The sequence below is a fragment of the Aquimarina callyspongiae genome (assembly GCF_034322225.1).
In the GTDB taxonomy this organism is placed as follows: domain Bacteria; phylum Bacteroidota; class Bacteroidia; order Flavobacteriales; family Flavobacteriaceae; genus Aquimarina.
Genome location: NZ_JAXLPA010000006.1, coordinates 194936 through 210862 on the forward strand (window position 1 = coordinate 194936; position 15927 = coordinate 210862).

15 protein-coding genes are annotated in these 15927 nt (G+C 30.5%); all 15 read left to right on the top strand.

The annotated features are described in order from the left end of the window. The 15 genes from U0D62_RS22750 (at position 1) to U0D62_RS22820 (ending at position 15691) form a co-directional block, all read left to right on the top strand. Positions 1 to 2925 (top strand): glycoside hydrolase family 3 N-terminal domain-containing protein, encoded by a 2925-nt coding sequence (locus U0D62_RS22750; RefSeq protein WP_322289660.1) that lies wholly within the window; start codon positions 1 to 3, stop codon positions 2923 to 2925. A gap of 20 nt (positions 2926 to 2945) precedes the next feature. Next, a complete protein-coding gene (locus U0D62_RS22755; protein ID WP_322289661.1) occupies positions 2946 to 3848 on the top strand; it encodes an aldo/keto reductase in 903 nt (300 codons plus the stop codon). Positions 3849 to 4300: 452 nt separating this feature from the next. Further along, a complete protein-coding gene (locus U0D62_RS22760; RefSeq protein ID WP_322289662.1) occupies positions 4301 to 5026 on the top strand; it encodes a toxin-antitoxin system YwqK family antitoxin in 726 nt (241 codons plus the stop codon). 2 nt (positions 5027 to 5028) lie between these two features. Further along, positions 5029 to 6261, top strand: coding sequence for a hypothetical protein (locus tag U0D62_RS22765; protein ID WP_322289663.1), 1233 nt, complete (start codon positions 5029 to 5031; stop codon positions 6259 to 6261). A gap of 25 nt (positions 6262 to 6286) precedes the next feature. Then, positions 6287 to 6604: a hypothetical protein gene (locus tag U0D62_RS22770; RefSeq protein WP_322289664.1), complete on the top strand. Its 318-nt coding sequence runs from the start codon at positions 6287 to 6289 to the stop codon at positions 6602 to 6604. Then, on the top strand, positions 6597 to 7064 hold the full coding sequence (locus U0D62_RS22775; RefSeq protein ID WP_322289665.1) for a PulJ/GspJ family protein: 468 nt from the start codon (positions 6597 to 6599) through the stop codon (positions 7062 to 7064). Before U0D62_RS22770 ends, U0D62_RS22775 begins: the two co-directional genes overlap by 8 nt. Then, positions 7064 to 8209: a type II secretion system F family protein gene (locus U0D62_RS22780; RefSeq protein ID WP_322289666.1), complete on the top strand. Its 1146-nt coding sequence runs from the start codon at positions 7064 to 7066 to the stop codon at positions 8207 to 8209. The genes U0D62_RS22775 and U0D62_RS22780 overlap by 1 nt, the downstream gene beginning before the upstream one ends. 57 nt (positions 8210 to 8266) lie before the next feature. Then, positions 8267 to 8707 carry a type IV pilin protein gene (locus U0D62_RS22785; protein WP_322289667.1) on the top strand — a complete coding sequence of 147 codons (441 nt, stop codon included), beginning with the start codon at positions 8267 to 8269 and terminating at the stop codon, positions 8705 to 8707. A 4-nt stretch (positions 8708 to 8711) separates the two neighbouring features. Then, complete coding sequence (locus U0D62_RS22790; protein ID WP_322289668.1) at positions 8712 to 9200, top strand: hypothetical protein; 489 nt, start codon at positions 8712 to 8714, stop codon at positions 9198 to 9200. A 2-nt stretch (positions 9201 to 9202) separates the two neighbouring features. Continuing rightward, positions 9203 to 10624 (top strand): GspE/PulE family protein, encoded by a 1422-nt coding sequence (locus tag U0D62_RS22795; protein ID WP_322289669.1) that lies wholly within the window; start codon positions 9203 to 9205, stop codon positions 10622 to 10624. A 33-nt stretch (positions 10625 to 10657) separates the two neighbouring features. Continuing rightward, positions 10658 to 12547 (top strand): type II secretion system protein GspD, encoded by a 1890-nt coding sequence (locus U0D62_RS22800; RefSeq protein ID WP_322289670.1) that lies wholly within the window; start codon positions 10658 to 10660, stop codon positions 12545 to 12547. Continuing rightward, on the top strand, positions 12547 to 13737 hold the full coding sequence (locus U0D62_RS22805) for a PilN domain-containing protein (protein ID WP_322289671.1): 1191 nt from the start codon (positions 12547 to 12549) through the stop codon (positions 13735 to 13737). The genes U0D62_RS22800 and U0D62_RS22805 overlap by 1 nt, the downstream gene beginning before the upstream one ends. Then, positions 13730 to 14257 carry a hypothetical protein gene (locus tag U0D62_RS22810; RefSeq protein WP_322289672.1) on the top strand — a complete coding sequence of 176 codons (528 nt, stop codon included), beginning with the start codon at positions 13730 to 13732 and terminating at the stop codon, positions 14255 to 14257. The genes U0D62_RS22805 and U0D62_RS22810 overlap by 8 nt, the downstream gene beginning before the upstream one ends. Next, positions 14241 to 15203, top strand: a complete 963-nt coding sequence (locus tag U0D62_RS22815) for a hypothetical protein (protein WP_322289673.1) — start codon at positions 14241 to 14243, stop codon at positions 15201 to 15203. The genes U0D62_RS22810 and U0D62_RS22815 overlap by 17 nt, the downstream gene beginning before the upstream one ends. Beyond that, a complete protein-coding gene (locus U0D62_RS22820) occupies positions 15203 to 15691 on the top strand; it encodes a hypothetical protein (RefSeq protein WP_322289674.1) in 489 nt (162 codons plus the stop codon). Before U0D62_RS22815 ends, U0D62_RS22820 begins: the two co-directional genes overlap by 1 nt. Positions 15692 to 15927: the final 236 nt, after the last annotated feature.

Below are 15927 nucleotides of genomic sequence, written 5' to 3' on the forward strand. Positions count from 1 at the left end.
GTGCGGCATATATTTCAAAAGAATATTCCATTACTGTTTTTTATTTTAACCATAGGTATTTATGCTCAAGAAGCGAATCCTTTGGTTGTAGAAGATTCTGAAGCTCAAAAACGTTGGGTAGACAGTATATATAATAGAATGACGCTAAAAGAAAAGGTAGGACAACTATTTATGGTAGATATCTTTTCGTCAAAATCTAAAAAAGAAACAGATAAAATAAAAGCACTTATCGATGAATATCATATCGGTGGAGTGATTTTTTCTAAAGGAGGACCCTATCGTCAGGCACGATTAAACAACGAATACCAAGAACTGTCAAAAATACCATTGCTAATAGGTATGGATGCGGAGTGGGGATTATCGATGCGATTAGATTCTACCCATGCATTTCCGTGGAATATGACACTTGGTGCTATTCAAGACAATCAATTGATTGAAGATACAGGTAGGCAAATTGCTAAACATTGCAAACGTTTGGGGGTACATATTAATTTTGCTCCAGTAGTTGATATTAATACCAATCCTAAAAACCCAATTATTGGAAACCGTTCTTTTGGAGAAGATAAAGACAATGTAACTCAAAAAGCCCTTGCATTTATGAAGGGAATGCAAAAAGAAGGAGTATTAGCAAGTGCAAAACATTTTCCTGGACATGGAGATACAGATAGTGACTCTCACAAGACACTTCCAACCATTAATTTTGGAGCGCAACGTATTGATAGTATAGAGCTGTATCCATATAAACAGATGATAAAAGAAGGGTTGTCTAGTGTTATGATCGCACATTTAAACATCCCAAGTTTAGAACCTAGATCAGGATATCCATCTTCAATATCAGAAAATGTAGTGACCAATATCCTTAAGGATAGCTTACAGTTTAACGGTTTAATATTTACTGATGCATTAAATATGAAAGGTGCATCCGATTTTAAAGACCCAGGCGATATTGATCTGGCAGCGTTATTGGCAGGAAATGATATTCTTTTGATCTCAGAAGATGTGCCATTAGCCTCACAAAAAATTGTTTCAGCCTATTATTCTGGTCTGGTAACAGAAGAAAGGTTATCTCATTCTGTTAGGAAAATTTTAATGGCAAAATTTAAAGCAGGTTTAAATAAATATGAACCTGTAAAAACAGAATACCTTGATGAAGAATTAAATAGCATCAAGAATGATTTGTTACATCACCAATTAGTAGAAAACTCCTTGACAGTTATAAAAAATGAAAGAAGTATTTTACCAGTTAAGAACCTTGACTTAAAGAAGGTAGCTTATGTTTCATTTGGAGATGATCCGAGTGACGTTTTTTTTGAAGAATTAAATAAGTATACTCAGGTAGATTGGGTAAAAGCTAATCAGTTAGGAGAAATGATAGATCAATTACGTAATTATAATTATGTAATTGTAGGTTTTCATAAATCTAATGCTTCTCCATGGAAAGATTATAAATTTAAAGATAAGGAACTTGTATGGTTGTATGAGATAGCAAGGCTTAACAATACGGTACTAAATATTTTTTCTCGACCATATGCTATGCTTGACTTGCTAACTACAACTAATTTTGAAGGAATTTTAATGGCTTATCAAAATAGTGAAGTGGCTCAGCAAAAAGCAGCCCAGTTACTTTTTGGAGCCATTGATGCTAAAGGCAAGCTACCGGTTAGTCTAGGTGAAGATTTTCCTGTTGGTACAGGATATGAAACTCGATCTTTGAAAAGATTGACATATGGATTACCAGAAAGTGTAGGAATGAATTCTTATAAATTAAATAGAATTGATTCTATTGTAGATATTGCTCTTAAAGAAAGAATGACTCCTGGATTGCAATTGATAGTAGCTAGAAAAGGAAAAGTCGTTTTCAATAAAAATTATGGATATCATACATATAATAAGACTAGAAAAGTAAAAGCTTCTGATATTTATGATTTAGCATCGTTAACAAAGATTTTGGCGACATTACCATTAACAATGGAGTTGAGAGATAAAGGAATAGTGTCTTTAAAAACAACTGTAGGAGAAATGCTTCCGTCGTTTAAGGAGTCTAATAAAGAAGATATCACTATAAAATCAATGCTTTCTCATTATGCTCGTTTAAGAGCCTGGATTCCTTTCTATTTACAAACTTTAGATACCATTACTTCTAAACCGGATAAAAAATATTATCAAAATAAAAAATCTAAAGATTTTAATATAAGAGTTACGGATGAGCTCTATTTTAGAAGTGATATGAAAGATTCTTTAATGTTAAGAATCAAAGACAGTGAATTACGTGATAGATTAAGTTATAAGTATAGTGATTTACCCTATTACCTGATGAAAGCGTTTATAGAAAAACATTATGATAATAATCTCGATGCGTTAACACGACAACACTTTTATAAACCTCTGGGAGCTAGTAATACTGGGTATCTACCATTATCCAAGTTTGATAAAAAGAGAATTACTCCATCAGAAAATGATCGAGCGTTTAGAAAACAAATCGTACATGGCCATGTTCATGATCAAGGAGCAGCAATGTTCGGTGGTATTGGAGGTCATGCAGGATTATTTGCCAATGCAAACGATGTCACCAAGATTATGCAAATGTATCTTAACGGAGGATATTATGGAGGGAAACAATATATAAAAGAGGAGACATTGCAAGAATTTAATACCTGTTATTATTGTAAAAATCAGGTAAGGAGAGGAGTAGGATTTGATAAACCTCAATTAGGAGATGTTGGGCCTACTTGTGGATGTATTTCTAAGGCAAGTTTTGGGCATAGTGGTTTTACCGGAACATTTACCTGGGCAGATCCTGAAGAAGAAATAATTTATGTATTCTTAAGTAATAGAACCTATCCTGATTCTGCAAATCGTAAGTTGATTTCTAACAATATTAGATCAGAAATACAAAGATTAATCTATGAAGCGATAGATTATTAGCAACACATAAACTAAAAAACATGGATAGTAAGCTTTCAAAAAATGGTCCTTTATTTTCAAGAATAGTAGCTGGATGTATGAATTGGGGTGAATGGGGAGCTAAACTATCTATTAGTGATGCTCATAAGCTAATAGAGGATTGCTTGTCTATTGGAGTTACTACATTTGATCATGCAGATATTTATGGTCATTATACTACAGAAAAATTGTTTGGTGATGCGATTAAAGAAAGCTCTGTAGTAAGAGAACAAATACAATTAGTGACTAAGTGTGGAATCAAATTGATAACCCCTAATCGTCCAGATAATATAGTTCAGTCATATAATACTACCACAGAATATATTATTTGGTCAGTAGAACAATCATTAAAAAATCTTCATACGGATTATATCGATCTTTTATTGATTCATAGACCAAGTCCTTTAATGAATCCTGTAGAAATAGCAGAGGCTTTTAGTCAATTAAAAGATGCTGGTAAGGTATTGCATTTTGGAGTTTCTAATTTTACGACTTCTCAGTTTGGGATGCTTCATAAATTCTTTCCTTTAGAAACCAATCAAATAGAAGTTTCACCTTTGCACTTAGATCCTTTTCTTGATGGATCTTTAGATCAATGTATTTTAAATGAAATCAAACCAATGGCGTATTCTACATTGGCTGGTGGTAAATTCTTTTCTAAAGAACCAGAAGATCGAGTAGTAAGGATTAATAAGGTAGTTTATGAGTTGGCAGAAAAATATAATGTTACTCTAGATCAGATTTTGGTGGCTTGGATGCTAAAACACCCTTCAGGGATTCTTCCTGTCATTGGCTCCACAAAAATTAATAGGATACAATCAGCCGTAGATGCTCTCAAGATAAACCTTACAGACGAAGAGTGGTTTATGATATGGATTGCTTCTATGGGAGAGCAAGTACCGTAAAAGATATTAATACATTCTTCACTAATACTTTTCTTACTTTTTATAAAATAAATAAAAAAAGTAAGAAAAACGAGGTAACAATTGACAAACTCAAGACACTTACTTATAGAAAGATGAATTCAAAGGCAGGTAAAATCAAGAATTTATCGAGTATAAAAAATCATTAAGCTGCAGCATGAAAGGGTATGTGTATGTTGTAGCTTGATTTTTTTGATTTGTAGGTACTTGATTTTTATGAAACTACTTTTTTTGTTCATTTTTTGATCATAATGAACGTAATTTGCACCCTTAATAAATTAACCCAAAATAAGACAACGAATGAACAATAAGTTTTTAAATTTTATTGATCACTTATTTTGGAATAGTTAATAGTCAGTAAAAAGTAAAATTTTAAAAAAGATGAAATCGTCAAAGATTCCATCTGACATTAAAAAAACAATAAATATAAACAGATGAAATTATTCCTTACAATATTTCTTTTACTAGGATCTATATCAAATATAGGTAATGACGTGAGTAAGAAGATTATTTCTGATGATGAGTATAATTATACATTTTATGTTTCAACCAAAGTAAAATCTGATCCACAAAATCATAAAAAGTACTATTGGTTTAGAAGTGGAGAAATCCATTCGTCCTATGGAGGAGTGGATGGTCAGGTCTTACATGGGTTATATAAAAAAACATATAGAGTCAATGGCCTGGCAGAACAAGGAGACTTCTTTTATGGGGTAAAAGATAATGCCTGGAAAAGTTGGTATGAGAATGGTAAACTTAGTGAGGTTAAGAACTGGCAAAAAGGAATAATGAATGGTGCATATCAAAAATTTTCTAAATCAGGAGAATTACTTGTTACCGGAAAGTATAAAAATCATAAGAAACACGGTGTTTGGATTGATCATGCTATAAAAGATACCTTATATTTCAAGAAAGGAGAAAAAGTAATTAAGGAAGATAAACCTGAAGAAAAGGATACAGAAAACACAGATAAGAAGACAATAGGAACCAAAATAAAATCATTTTTCTCCAATACCTTTAAAAAGAAATCTCCCGAAGAAAAGAAAAAAGCTGAAAAGGAAAAAGAAGCTAGGAAAAAACAACGAGAGTTAAAGAAAAAACGTGCAGAATTGGCTAAAAAGAAAAAGGAAACCGCTGCCAAAAATTCTCCAAAGCAATAATAATGATACAAGCCGGATCTTTATTGTATGCTATATATATATGTGTGATTATCGCTATTCTTAGTGGTGGTTTGATTTATATATTTACAATCAATAAAACATTGGCTACCAGACAATCGGTAAAAGAACAATTAATTGATAGGTGTGATTCTTGTTTAGATTATTTTTTATCTAATTCTTCTGAATTAGAGAATACAGATTCTAAAAAAGTAGATCTTTTTGATGATGGATTACTATGTCAGTTTAAAAAAGAACGATGGGGTATGTTTTCAACGTTATCGGGGAAAGCATACTTTAGAAAAGATACTATTGAAAAAAAATATATTGTAGGTCAGACAATTAAAAAAAATCCCTTAGCACTATATATGTGTGATTTTGGAGAAGAACTTAAAATTTCTGGATCCACAAAAATTAAAGGAAATGTAAAACTTCCAAAAAAGAGGTATAAGGTTGTAAATATATTAGGTAATCAACAAGTTAATGACCCTAAATTAGAAGGAAATATAACTTTATCATCTCAAAATTTACCCAAGATTTCTCCTCCTCAATTAATATATCCAAAAAATATTTTGGAAACCACGTTAACAAAACTAAAGAATAGTGAACCTGTTTATAGAGGGTTTGATAAAAAGACAGCTGTTGTATATCTGGATAAACGAGAAGTATTAGATAGAATGCAAATCAAAGGCAATTTTATTATAAAATCTTTAGATACTGTATATATAGATGATACAACAAAACTGGAAGATGTAATTATTCAGGCACCAAAAGTAGTAGTAGAAAAAGGCTTTGAAGGAAGTATACAAATATATGCAGATAAAGAAGTAGAAATAGAGCCCGAAGTTAAATTACGATATCCATCATGTATTGTAATTCAAGCTTCAACCAGAGATTATGAAAAGAAAGTTACTATTGCAGAAGATGTAGAAATTTATGGAGGAATTGTGATAGATGGATCTAGTTTTAGAGAACGACAGAATAATTATGTAAATATTGATGAAAACTCTTTAGTCGTAGGAGATGTTTATTGCAATGGAGTTATGGAACTTAAAGGAAGTATTATAGGCACATTGTATACACATAAATTACAATTAGAGACTCGAAGCTCTAAATATGCAGATGTCATACTTAATGGAGTTGTGGATGTAACTGAGCTGCCAGAAGATTTTGTGAGATTACCTTTATTTGATAACATAGACAAACAAAAACTTGAACGAATTAAAAACATACAATAAATACTTTCTAAAAGGAAGTTCATTGATGGAATCAGTAATTGCAATTACGATTATTGCAACCTGTTTGTTAATCGCTATTCGTTTGTATGCAACAGTGCTAAATAGTAGTTCTTCTATTAATTCATATAGAACAAAGTTTAAAGTAAGTCAGTTATATAATCAAGTAAAAATAAATAGAGATTTTGATGATGAGGTATACGATTTTAAAACATTCTCTATACAAAAGAAAGTAGTAGACTTTCAAGGAAACAAAGAATTAAAAAATGTAAAATACATTGTACAAACACTTAAGGATACTATAGTATACAATTACTTGTTACATAAAAATGATAAGGATGAATAAAGTAAAAGCGTTTACGATATTAGAAATGCTGGTTAATCTAACAATTATGTCAATCATAATGGGATTGATCTATTTTGCGTATTCTTCTTTTGTACAGCAAGTAATGAATTATCAAAGATCTATTGATGAAGAGAATGAATTAACCAGAAGTTATGTACAATTAAAAACTGATTTCTATAATGCAGAAAGAGTAGTTAAAGGGTATAAAATGTTTAAGACTATTGCCTATAACAATCAGGAAATAGAATATAAAATCACAGATAAGTATTTAATAAGAAAACAATTGCAGGTATATGATACTTTACCTGTAAGTAGTATAGGCATAGAAAGTGAATTTAATCAAATTACAAAAGAAGATTTAATAAATAAGTTAGTTGTCAAAACTATGTTGTTTGAAGAACCATTAGAGTTTACAGTAATTAAGGAGTATGCCCCTAATTTTAAATTAAAACAATTGTAATGGGGATAGATGTTAGTAAAATAAATAAAAGCACAACTACGACTAGAGGTAGTAAATCGTCATCATCGACTGGAAGTTTTTTTAACCAGGAAATTAGTTTTTCTAAGAAAGTAGGAGCAAAAGAAAAAGAAGTCCTATATAAAGACCTTGCCACATTACTTACGGCTGGAGTAGATTTTAAAACATCGTTAGATATTTTGGCCAATCAACAAAAAAAAGAATACCTAAGAGATCTAATTTTAACGATCAAAGGAAAAATTGTAAAAGGAAAAAGTTTTTATGAAGCTCTTGAAGATACAGGTAAATTCTCAGCCTACGAATATTTTAGTATCAAGATTGGAGAAGAAACTAAGAAGTTAGATACGGTATTATTAGAGTTACATAAATATTTTAAACGCCAAATAAAACTTAGAAAACAGATTATTTCGGTAATCACATACCCTTCATTTGTACTGACACTTACAGTTGGAGTATTGTATTTTATGTTGACGTATGTTGTGCCAATGTTTAAATCAGTATTCAATCAGTTTGATAGTGACCTGCCAGAATTGACTAAAAATATAATTGTGTTATCAGAGAGGTTTCCAACAATTTTTGTAGTGTTAGTAGTAACTATAATTTCAATAATACTTTTAGTTAAGTTTTATGGTCAGAATCCAACTTTTAGAAGTTATAAATCTAAGTTTATTCTTAAAATTCCTTTTTTTGGAAAGCTGGTTAAAATGGTATACCTGGCGAGATACTGTCAGTTTTTAGATCTGCTATTGACTTCAAAAACATCATTGACAGAGTCACTGGATATGGTTAAAAAGATGATTGGGTTTTACCCAATAGAATCCTCTATTGATCCTATCAGAAATGATATTATAAAAGGAGTTCCTTTTGCTGCTGCCATGAAGAAACACAAGATTTATGAATATAAATTAATTTCTATGGTAGAGGTAGCAGAAGAAATTAATGAATTGGATACTATGTTCTCTCGATTAGCAGATGAATATGATGAAGAAGTAGAACATAAGACCAAAATGATAGGAGTGGTGTTAGAACCACTTATCATTATAATAATAGGTTTAATCGTAGGATTGATCATGATTGCCATGTACGCTCCAATGTTTGACCTGAGTAAAATAATTAATGGAAGTTAAATTTTATAGATTTTGTTAACATTTTCAACACTTTTGAGTACCCATAAATTAACCCATATGAAAGGATTAAGATCTTTTATATCACCCAAGAAACGAAACAGTAAATGGTATGCTGCTGCATATTCGATGACAGAGATACTTATTGTACTTTGTATCATTGGTATATTATTGTTGATGGTATTACCAAGTCAAACTTCGGTAATCACGCAAGCCAAATCAATTGAAGCTCAAAGTATGCTAAATCATCTCTATGGATTAGAGAAAAATTATTTTTATAGGCATTCTAGATATACTGCAGACTTTGATGAATTGGGTTTTGAACCAGCACTTACGATAGAGCAAGGAGGACAAGCTGTTTATAGAATAGAAATTATTGAAGCTTCTACAAATTCTTTTAAAGCTAGTGCCACTTCATTATCAGATTTTGATGATGATGGAAACTATAATACCTGGGAGATTGATCAGAAAAAAATGTTGAAAGAAACTATAAAAGACTAATTCATTGGATACTGTTCTTCAAATATTAGTCATTTTTTTATTGATCGTGGTTTTTATTCAGGATTTAAAGCTTAGAGCTATTCATATTCTATTACCAGTCATTATTTTAATTGTGGGATTAGTTTCGTATTTCAAACTCGGATATAGCTTTGTATTTCTCTTATATAGCCTGTCATTTTTATGTATAACTTTTGGTGGGTTATACTTGTACTTGTCAATTAAAAATAAACGCTTTACAAATCCATTTAAACAAACAATGGGATTAGGAGATGTATTGTTCTTTGTAGCAGTAATACCGTTTTTCTCTACGTATAACTACATCCTGTTTTTTATTACAGGTATGTTATTTTCAATACTTGGATTTTTAATAATAAAGATATTTGCCAAGACAAATTTAGTGCCATTAGCAGGGTTACTAGCTTTGTATATGATCATACTCAAAGCAGGGTATTATATTACAGATTTTGATTTTTTCTTTAATAAAATATTATAAAATTGAACACAGCTAACGAGATCATATTAACTACTGAAGAGCAACAGATCATTAATGCTGATCTGGCTCATAATTATGGTATTATTCCAAAGAAGGATACTGTTAATACGATTGACTTTTTTATAGATGAATCCCAAGAACAGGAATCAATAATTGATGAATTAGAATTAATTATAGGTAAATCTGTTCGTTTGCATCCTGTAGCTTCAGAAATAATACAAAAAGCATTAATATCCTATTACAGAATTGGTGATAATTCTACAAAAGATAGAAATCAAACTGAAAGCTTTAGATCTGCATCACAAGATTTTCTTGAAGAATTAATTTTTGAAGCTAAAGCAATAGGAAGTAGTGATATCCATTTTGAAGTATTTAAAGACGAAGCCAGAATTCGCTATAGAATTGATGGAAAACTTATAGAAAAATATAAGATAGAAAAAGAGAACTACCTGGAGCTTGTCAATAAAATTAAAATCAAATCCAATCTTGATATTACAGAAAAGAGACTACCACAAGATGGAAGAATAAACTATGATGAGTTTGATATAAGGGTTTCTATTTTACCCACATTACACGGAGAAAAGATTGTAATGAGAATCCTTGGTAGAGATACAGGACATCTTAGTATTGATAAACTTGGATTAGAGGATAAAGAAAAACACCTCTACTTGGAAGCTTTAAAAGCTTCTAAGGGAATTATTTTGATAAGCGGTCCTACAGGATCTGGAAAAACAACCACACTTTATGCTAGTTTAAAGCTCTTAAATAAAGTAACAAGTAATATAGTAACCGTTGAGGATCCTATTGAATATACGTTAAAAGGAATCAATCAGGTACAATTACGTGAAGATATAGGATTAAGCTTTACTAGTGCATTAAAAACATTCTTGCGACAAGATCCTGATGTTATTATGCTAGGAGAGATCAGAGATGGTGCTACTGCAGAAATGGCAATTAGAGCTAGTTTAACAGGACATCTTGTATTATCGACAATTCATACAAATTCTGCTTTAGGAACCATTTCTCGATTAATTGATATGGGAGTACCCGCCTTTTTAATTGCAGAAACCTTAAAAATATCTGTCGCACAACGATTAGTTAGAAAACTATGCAATTCTTGTAAAACAGAATCCTCCTTAACCAAAGGAGAATATAAAAATGAAGCATTTGATCAAATAGAAAAACATTGGTTACCTAAAGGCTGTGAGAATTGCCATTATACAGGTTATAAGGGAAGAACAGCAATCTATGAAGTTATACCAATTGATAGCAAATTAACTCAAGAAATAAAGAAAAACTCAGTAAATCTGGAAGAATCTATTTCAGATTATACAGCATCAAGTCTTTCGGGGAAAGCGATGCGATTAATTCAAAATGGAATAACCTCAATAGAAGAGGTGTATTCAATTATAATAGAAGGATAAGGGATGATAAAGAAGATACTAATACTTAGCTTTTTGCTAACGTTCAATATAATTTGTTCACAAGACACATTTCAAACAGTTGAAGAACAATTAGATGAAATAGCAGAAGTAAAAGAGGGATTAAAGGAGACAACACAACTTGATGTTTCTGGCTTGACATTGTTTGAGATAATTACATCACTGGCAGAAGAACATAAACTTAATGTAGATGTTGATCCAGGTCTTAATCAGTTAGTAGTCAGTAATTTTTATGATGTAAAAGTAAAAGATGTCTTTCTTTTTCTTATCAGAAAATATGAGTTAGATGTACAGTTTATGAATAATATCATAGTTTTTAAGGCTAAAGAAATAATTCAGGAACAACCTAAGCCAAAACAAAAACGCAAACTTGATATTACATATAATGAACAGAATGATTTTCTTTCGGTTAAGCTTAAAAATGATTCTTTGCCAGCAGTGGCTGCAATGATTACAGAATTAGCTAATAAAAACATTGTTTTGGCACCGGATACAAAAATTATGAATGTTTCTGCTTATATCATAAATCGTCCATTTGATCAGGTGATTGACATGATTGCAAAATCTAATCAATTGATAGCAGAAAAAGATGAAAATGGATTTTATTTTCTGTCAAAAGATGAAATTGTACAAGCATCAGCAAATAATAATAGAAATACTAACAGGAGAAGGACATCTTCTCGTAATAATCAAAAAAACGTATCAGGAGATTTAGATATTAAACTCAATGATAACGGATATTTAGCGATCAAAGCTTTTGATGCTAATGCTACCGAAATTATCACAAAAGCAGCAGAAATGCTAAAAATTGGGTATGCTATGTATGATAAGCCAGATGAGGTAGTTACTACTATTTTTTCTGAAGAAATGGATTTTGATACTTTACTAGAGCATATTTTCAGAGGGAAGAAATATACAGTAAAAAAATCAGAAGATTTTTACCTTATTGGAAAAGAAACAACAGCAGGACTTAGGGCAACAGAACTGATTCAATTAGAAAACAGAACAATAGAATCAGTACTTGCTACATTACCAAAATCTTTAACCCAAGATGTAGAAATACAAGAGTTTGTAGAGCTTAACGGGATGTTGGTATCAGGATCTAAACCGGTAATTATAGAATTAAAACAAGTAATTCGTAAGTTAGATAAAGTTGTCCCTCTAGTACAAATAGAAGTATTAATCGTTCAATACCAAAAATCATATGATATACAAACTGGCATCCAGGCAATCTTAGGAGATGGAAGCGAAGATGTAAAAACTACAGGTTCAGTATTTCCAACGACAAACGTTACTTTAAATTCGGGTTCTATCAATCAATTGATAGATGCATTTAATGGTTTAGGAGTTATTAATATTGGTAAAGTAACCAAGAATTTTTATGCCAATCTAAGCGCTTTAGAAAACAATTCTGTTATCAACCTGAAGTCTACTCCCAAAATTGCAACACTTAGTGGTCACGAAGCAAATGTATCCATAGGAGAAACCAGTTATTATTTTGAACAAACTAATCAATTAATTAATAGAGGAGTTAATGATAATATTGTACAATCTGGACAATGGAAACCTACAGAGGCCAATTTGAGTGTAAACATAAAACCCTTTGTATCATTAGATGAACATGTAACATTAGAGATTTCTGTAGAAAAGAGTGCGTTTTTGGCAAGAGCAGGAGAGAATGCACCTCCAGGTAAATCAACGCAAAAATTCGAATCTTTAATTAGGATCAAGAACAACGAGATGATTTTACTTGGTGGATTGGATGAATTAGAAAGAGAAAATTCTGGTAGTGGGACTCCTTTTTTATCAAGAATACCAATTATTAAATGGTTTTTTAGTAGTAGAAGAAAAGCAAAAGATAAATCAAAATTACATGTGTTTATTAAACCAAGCGTGATCTATTAATGGTAAATAAGTTTTTAAATACAATCCTTTTTGGAAACAAGATTCAATCTGTTCAGATTCATTTTAACCAAAATGAAAAAGAATTTCGTTTGCTCGAAATCCAGAAGAACAAAAACGATGTATCTATTATAGAACGATATGTGACAAAAGATTATGATCAACTAATCAGCACGTTATCAAAAAATAAACCAGTTATATTATCGGTCACTGGGCAAGGAGTTATTTCTAAAAAAGTAAATAGCGACCCTAATTATCAATCCAAAATATTGTTTAATAATGACCCCAATGACTTTTATTGGTATGAGTTTCATCAAGAAGAAACAATATATGTTTCAGTAGCAAGAAAAGAATTAATTGATAAAGAGATTGAAGAATTTAAGAAGTCTCAAATTTCAATATTAAATCTTAGTTTAGGACCATTTGTAGGAGTAGGAATACAACAATTACTGGAGAACACTGTATTACAAGTAGGTGATACTGAGTTATCTTTTAAAGAGAATCAGTTAATAGGATATAAAAAAAATACAGATTACGAAATTAAAGATTACAACATTGGAGATGAGAAAATTTCGAGCGAAAATATTATCCCATTTGCTAATTTGATAAATTACCTGTATCCAAATGATGATATTATATCAGATACCGAATTTCTTTCAACAGAAAGAGAAGATTTTACTTATAAAAAAGCATTTAATATAGTAGGTGCATTTACTCTTTCCTTTTTCTTATTAACTCTTTTGGTTAGTTATTTATTACTTGGACATTATCAGCAAGAGCATCATAAACTACAAGTGCAGTTAGGAGAACAAAATGTAGCATATAATAAACTAGTATCTTTAGAAAAGGATAAAGAAAATAAAGAAGCAATATTAAAAGAATCCGGACTGATAGATAGTAATTTTCTGAGTTTTTATATTTCAGAAATCACAAAAGAGGTTCCGTCAGAAGTAAACCTTCAAACGTTGAATGTTTTTCCAACAACTTCAAAAATTAAGGCAGAACAGAGAATTAATTTCATTAATAACCAAGTTAATATTGAAGGAACAGTTTCGTCTAATTCTGCCTTTGCTAACTGGGTAAAAGAATTAAAAAAACAATCCTGGGTAGATAATGTAAAAATCATAGATTTTCAAAGAGAAAACAGAACAAATTCTTTTAAAATCAAACTAATACTAAAATTCGATGTTTGAGAATCTATCATATAAAAAGAAGTTTTTTGCTCTACTAGCTTTAATGATAGTTTTGGGTATAACAGCTTATAAAAGATCATTTAAAATGACTATTGATGCTGCAAAATTATTAGATGAATCCAAAGAAAAACTTGCAAAAGTAAATAACTCTCAGCAACGAATTACAAACCTTGCATCAGAAGTGGCATATCTTGATAAACTGATTGGTAAAGAAACAGCAAATCCAGATATAGTACAACAAGAGATACTCAATACATTTACTGATATCAATAACAATACACAATTAGTAAAACTTGAAGAGATTCATAAAGCCAGTGATAACTATTTTAATATTTATACCAATAGGCTAATCCTAACAGGTAACTATGGAGATTTATTAAAAACTACATATAACTATGAAGAGAATTTTGACTTTTCCAGAGTAGTAAGCCTGCGATTTTATATAGAAAAAGAACCAAGAACACGAAGAAAAAGATTATTTGAACAAATTATATTTCAGAATTATGAAAAAATACGCTAGATATATAGTATTACTATCCATTATAAGTTTTCAAGGATGCGATGATATTATAGAAGATGATATCACAAGCGATTTAGTTACTATTGTAGCTCCTTTAGAAGGTACGCAGATAGAAGGAAACTCAGTACAATTCAGATGGAATTCTATTGATGGAGCTGATGATTATCGTATACAAATCAATAATGAATCCACTAATACAATTATTTTGGATTCTTTAGTAAATTCTCCTGTATTTAATTTTGCTATAAATCCAGGTTCTTATAAATGGAGAGTACGAGGAGAAAATTTTGCATATCAAACCGCATATTCTTTTGATTCAGGATTTTCTGTAGTATCATCAGAAGATCTTTCGGGACAAACAGTATTACTCAATAGTCCATTAAATAATATTTATACAAATGATGTAGCTCTTACCTTTTCTTGGCAAGGGATTGATACTGCAACTTTTTATAAATTTCAAATTTTAAAGGTTGAAAGTTCTACAGAAACTGTTGTTTTTGAAGATACTAATGTTATCGATACTTCAATTACTATTGGTAATACTACGATTACTGAAGATGGAGAGTATATCTGGCAAGTAAGTGCAGAAAATGATACTAGTTTTACAGATTATTTTGGTAGAGTATTGTTTGTTGATACTCAAAACCCACCAGCACCTAATTTAGTTTCACCAAATCCAGGGCAGAATTTTACGACAAGTCAGGAAGTAAATTTTACATGGAATTTTGATAATGATACCGGAACAGTACAATCAGGAATTACTGGAACAATACAAATAGCCTCTGATGAAAATTTTAGTAATGTTATTTTAACGGATTCTAATGCTACAGGTAGTTTTTCTAACACTTTTGATACGGCAGGAATGTATTATTGGAGAGTGCGAGGAGAAGATGAAGCAGGAAACGTTGGTGAATACAATAGTACCGGACAAATTAATATAAATTAATGCAAAAAAAGAAGTTAAATAAAGTACTTATCGCTGCAGTAGCGTTGATATGGGGAGTAGTGATCTATAAGTTTGCTGCTCCATACTTTATGTCTGAAGAAACTGTAATTACAGCAGATGTTTTGGTAAAACCACCAGAGACATTTTTGCGTAAAAAAGATACCTTCAATTTAATTATTCCCGAACGTGATCCTTTTCTGGGTAAAACAATAAGAGTAAAAAAAGCAGTAGCCGCTGTAACTTCAAAAAAACAAAGAATACAAAGGCCAAAATCAACAACTATTAAAGATTGGCCTAAAATAGAATATTTAGGGTTTGTAAAATCTAAAGAAAGCAAGTCAAAATTAGGACTTTTACGAGTGAACGGAAGGTTAAAGAGAGTTCGAAATGGCGCTAGGATTGGAGATCTTAAAATTAAAAAAATTAAAGATACCCAGGTTATCATACAGTTTCAAAACGAAACCAAAGATTTTTATAAAGTGAATTGATTTTAATTTTTTCAATTACTATTCTTACTTATCACTATTTATAAAAACATACTTAAGAGTTTCAATTACTTCTTCCAGGTTGAGAATAGATGTTACTTTAATCTATATTATTGACTTTATAATATCTTATATAAGAAGAAAACATATCTACTTTTCTCAAAATTTCTTCAAAATTAATAGTGTGTTGATTAAATATTTTTTTTAAAAAATAATATATCTATATATCTAAAAAAAAT

Coding starts and splice junctions, on each gene's coding strand:
- U0D62_RS22755 (WP_322289661.1), top strand. CDS start 2,946: ATGGATAGTAAGCTTTCAAAAAATGGTCCTTTATTTTCAAGAATAGTA.
- U0D62_RS22760 (WP_322289662.1), top strand. CDS start 4,301: ATGAAATTATTCCTTACAATATTTCTTTTACTAGGATCTATATCAAAT.
- U0D62_RS22805 (WP_322289671.1), top strand. CDS start 12,547: ATGGTAAATAAGTTTTTAAATACAATCCTTTTTGGAAACAAGATTCAA.
- U0D62_RS22775 (WP_322289665.1), top strand. CDS start 6,597: ATGAATAAAGTAAAAGCGTTTACGATATTAGAAATGCTGGTTAATCTA.
- U0D62_RS22815 (WP_322289673.1), top strand. CDS start 14,241: ATGAAAAAATACGCTAGATATATAGTATTACTATCCATTATAAGTTTT.
- U0D62_RS22810 (WP_322289672.1), top strand. CDS start 13,730: ATGTTTGAGAATCTATCATATAAAAAGAAGTTTTTTGCTCTACTAGCT.
- U0D62_RS22770 (WP_322289664.1), top strand. CDS start 6,287: ATGGAATCAGTAATTGCAATTACGATTATTGCAACCTGTTTGTTAATC.
- U0D62_RS22765 (WP_322289663.1), top strand. CDS start 5,029: ATGATACAAGCCGGATCTTTATTGTATGCTATATATATATGTGTGATT.
- U0D62_RS22820 (WP_322289674.1), top strand. CDS start 15,203: ATGCAAAAAAAGAAGTTAAATAAAGTACTTATCGCTGCAGTAGCGTTG.
- U0D62_RS22780 (WP_322289666.1), top strand. CDS start 7,064: ATGGGGATAGATGTTAGTAAAATAAATAAAAGCACAACTACGACTAGA.
- U0D62_RS22785 (WP_322289667.1), top strand. CDS start 8,267: ATGAAAGGATTAAGATCTTTTATATCACCCAAGAAACGAAACAGTAAA.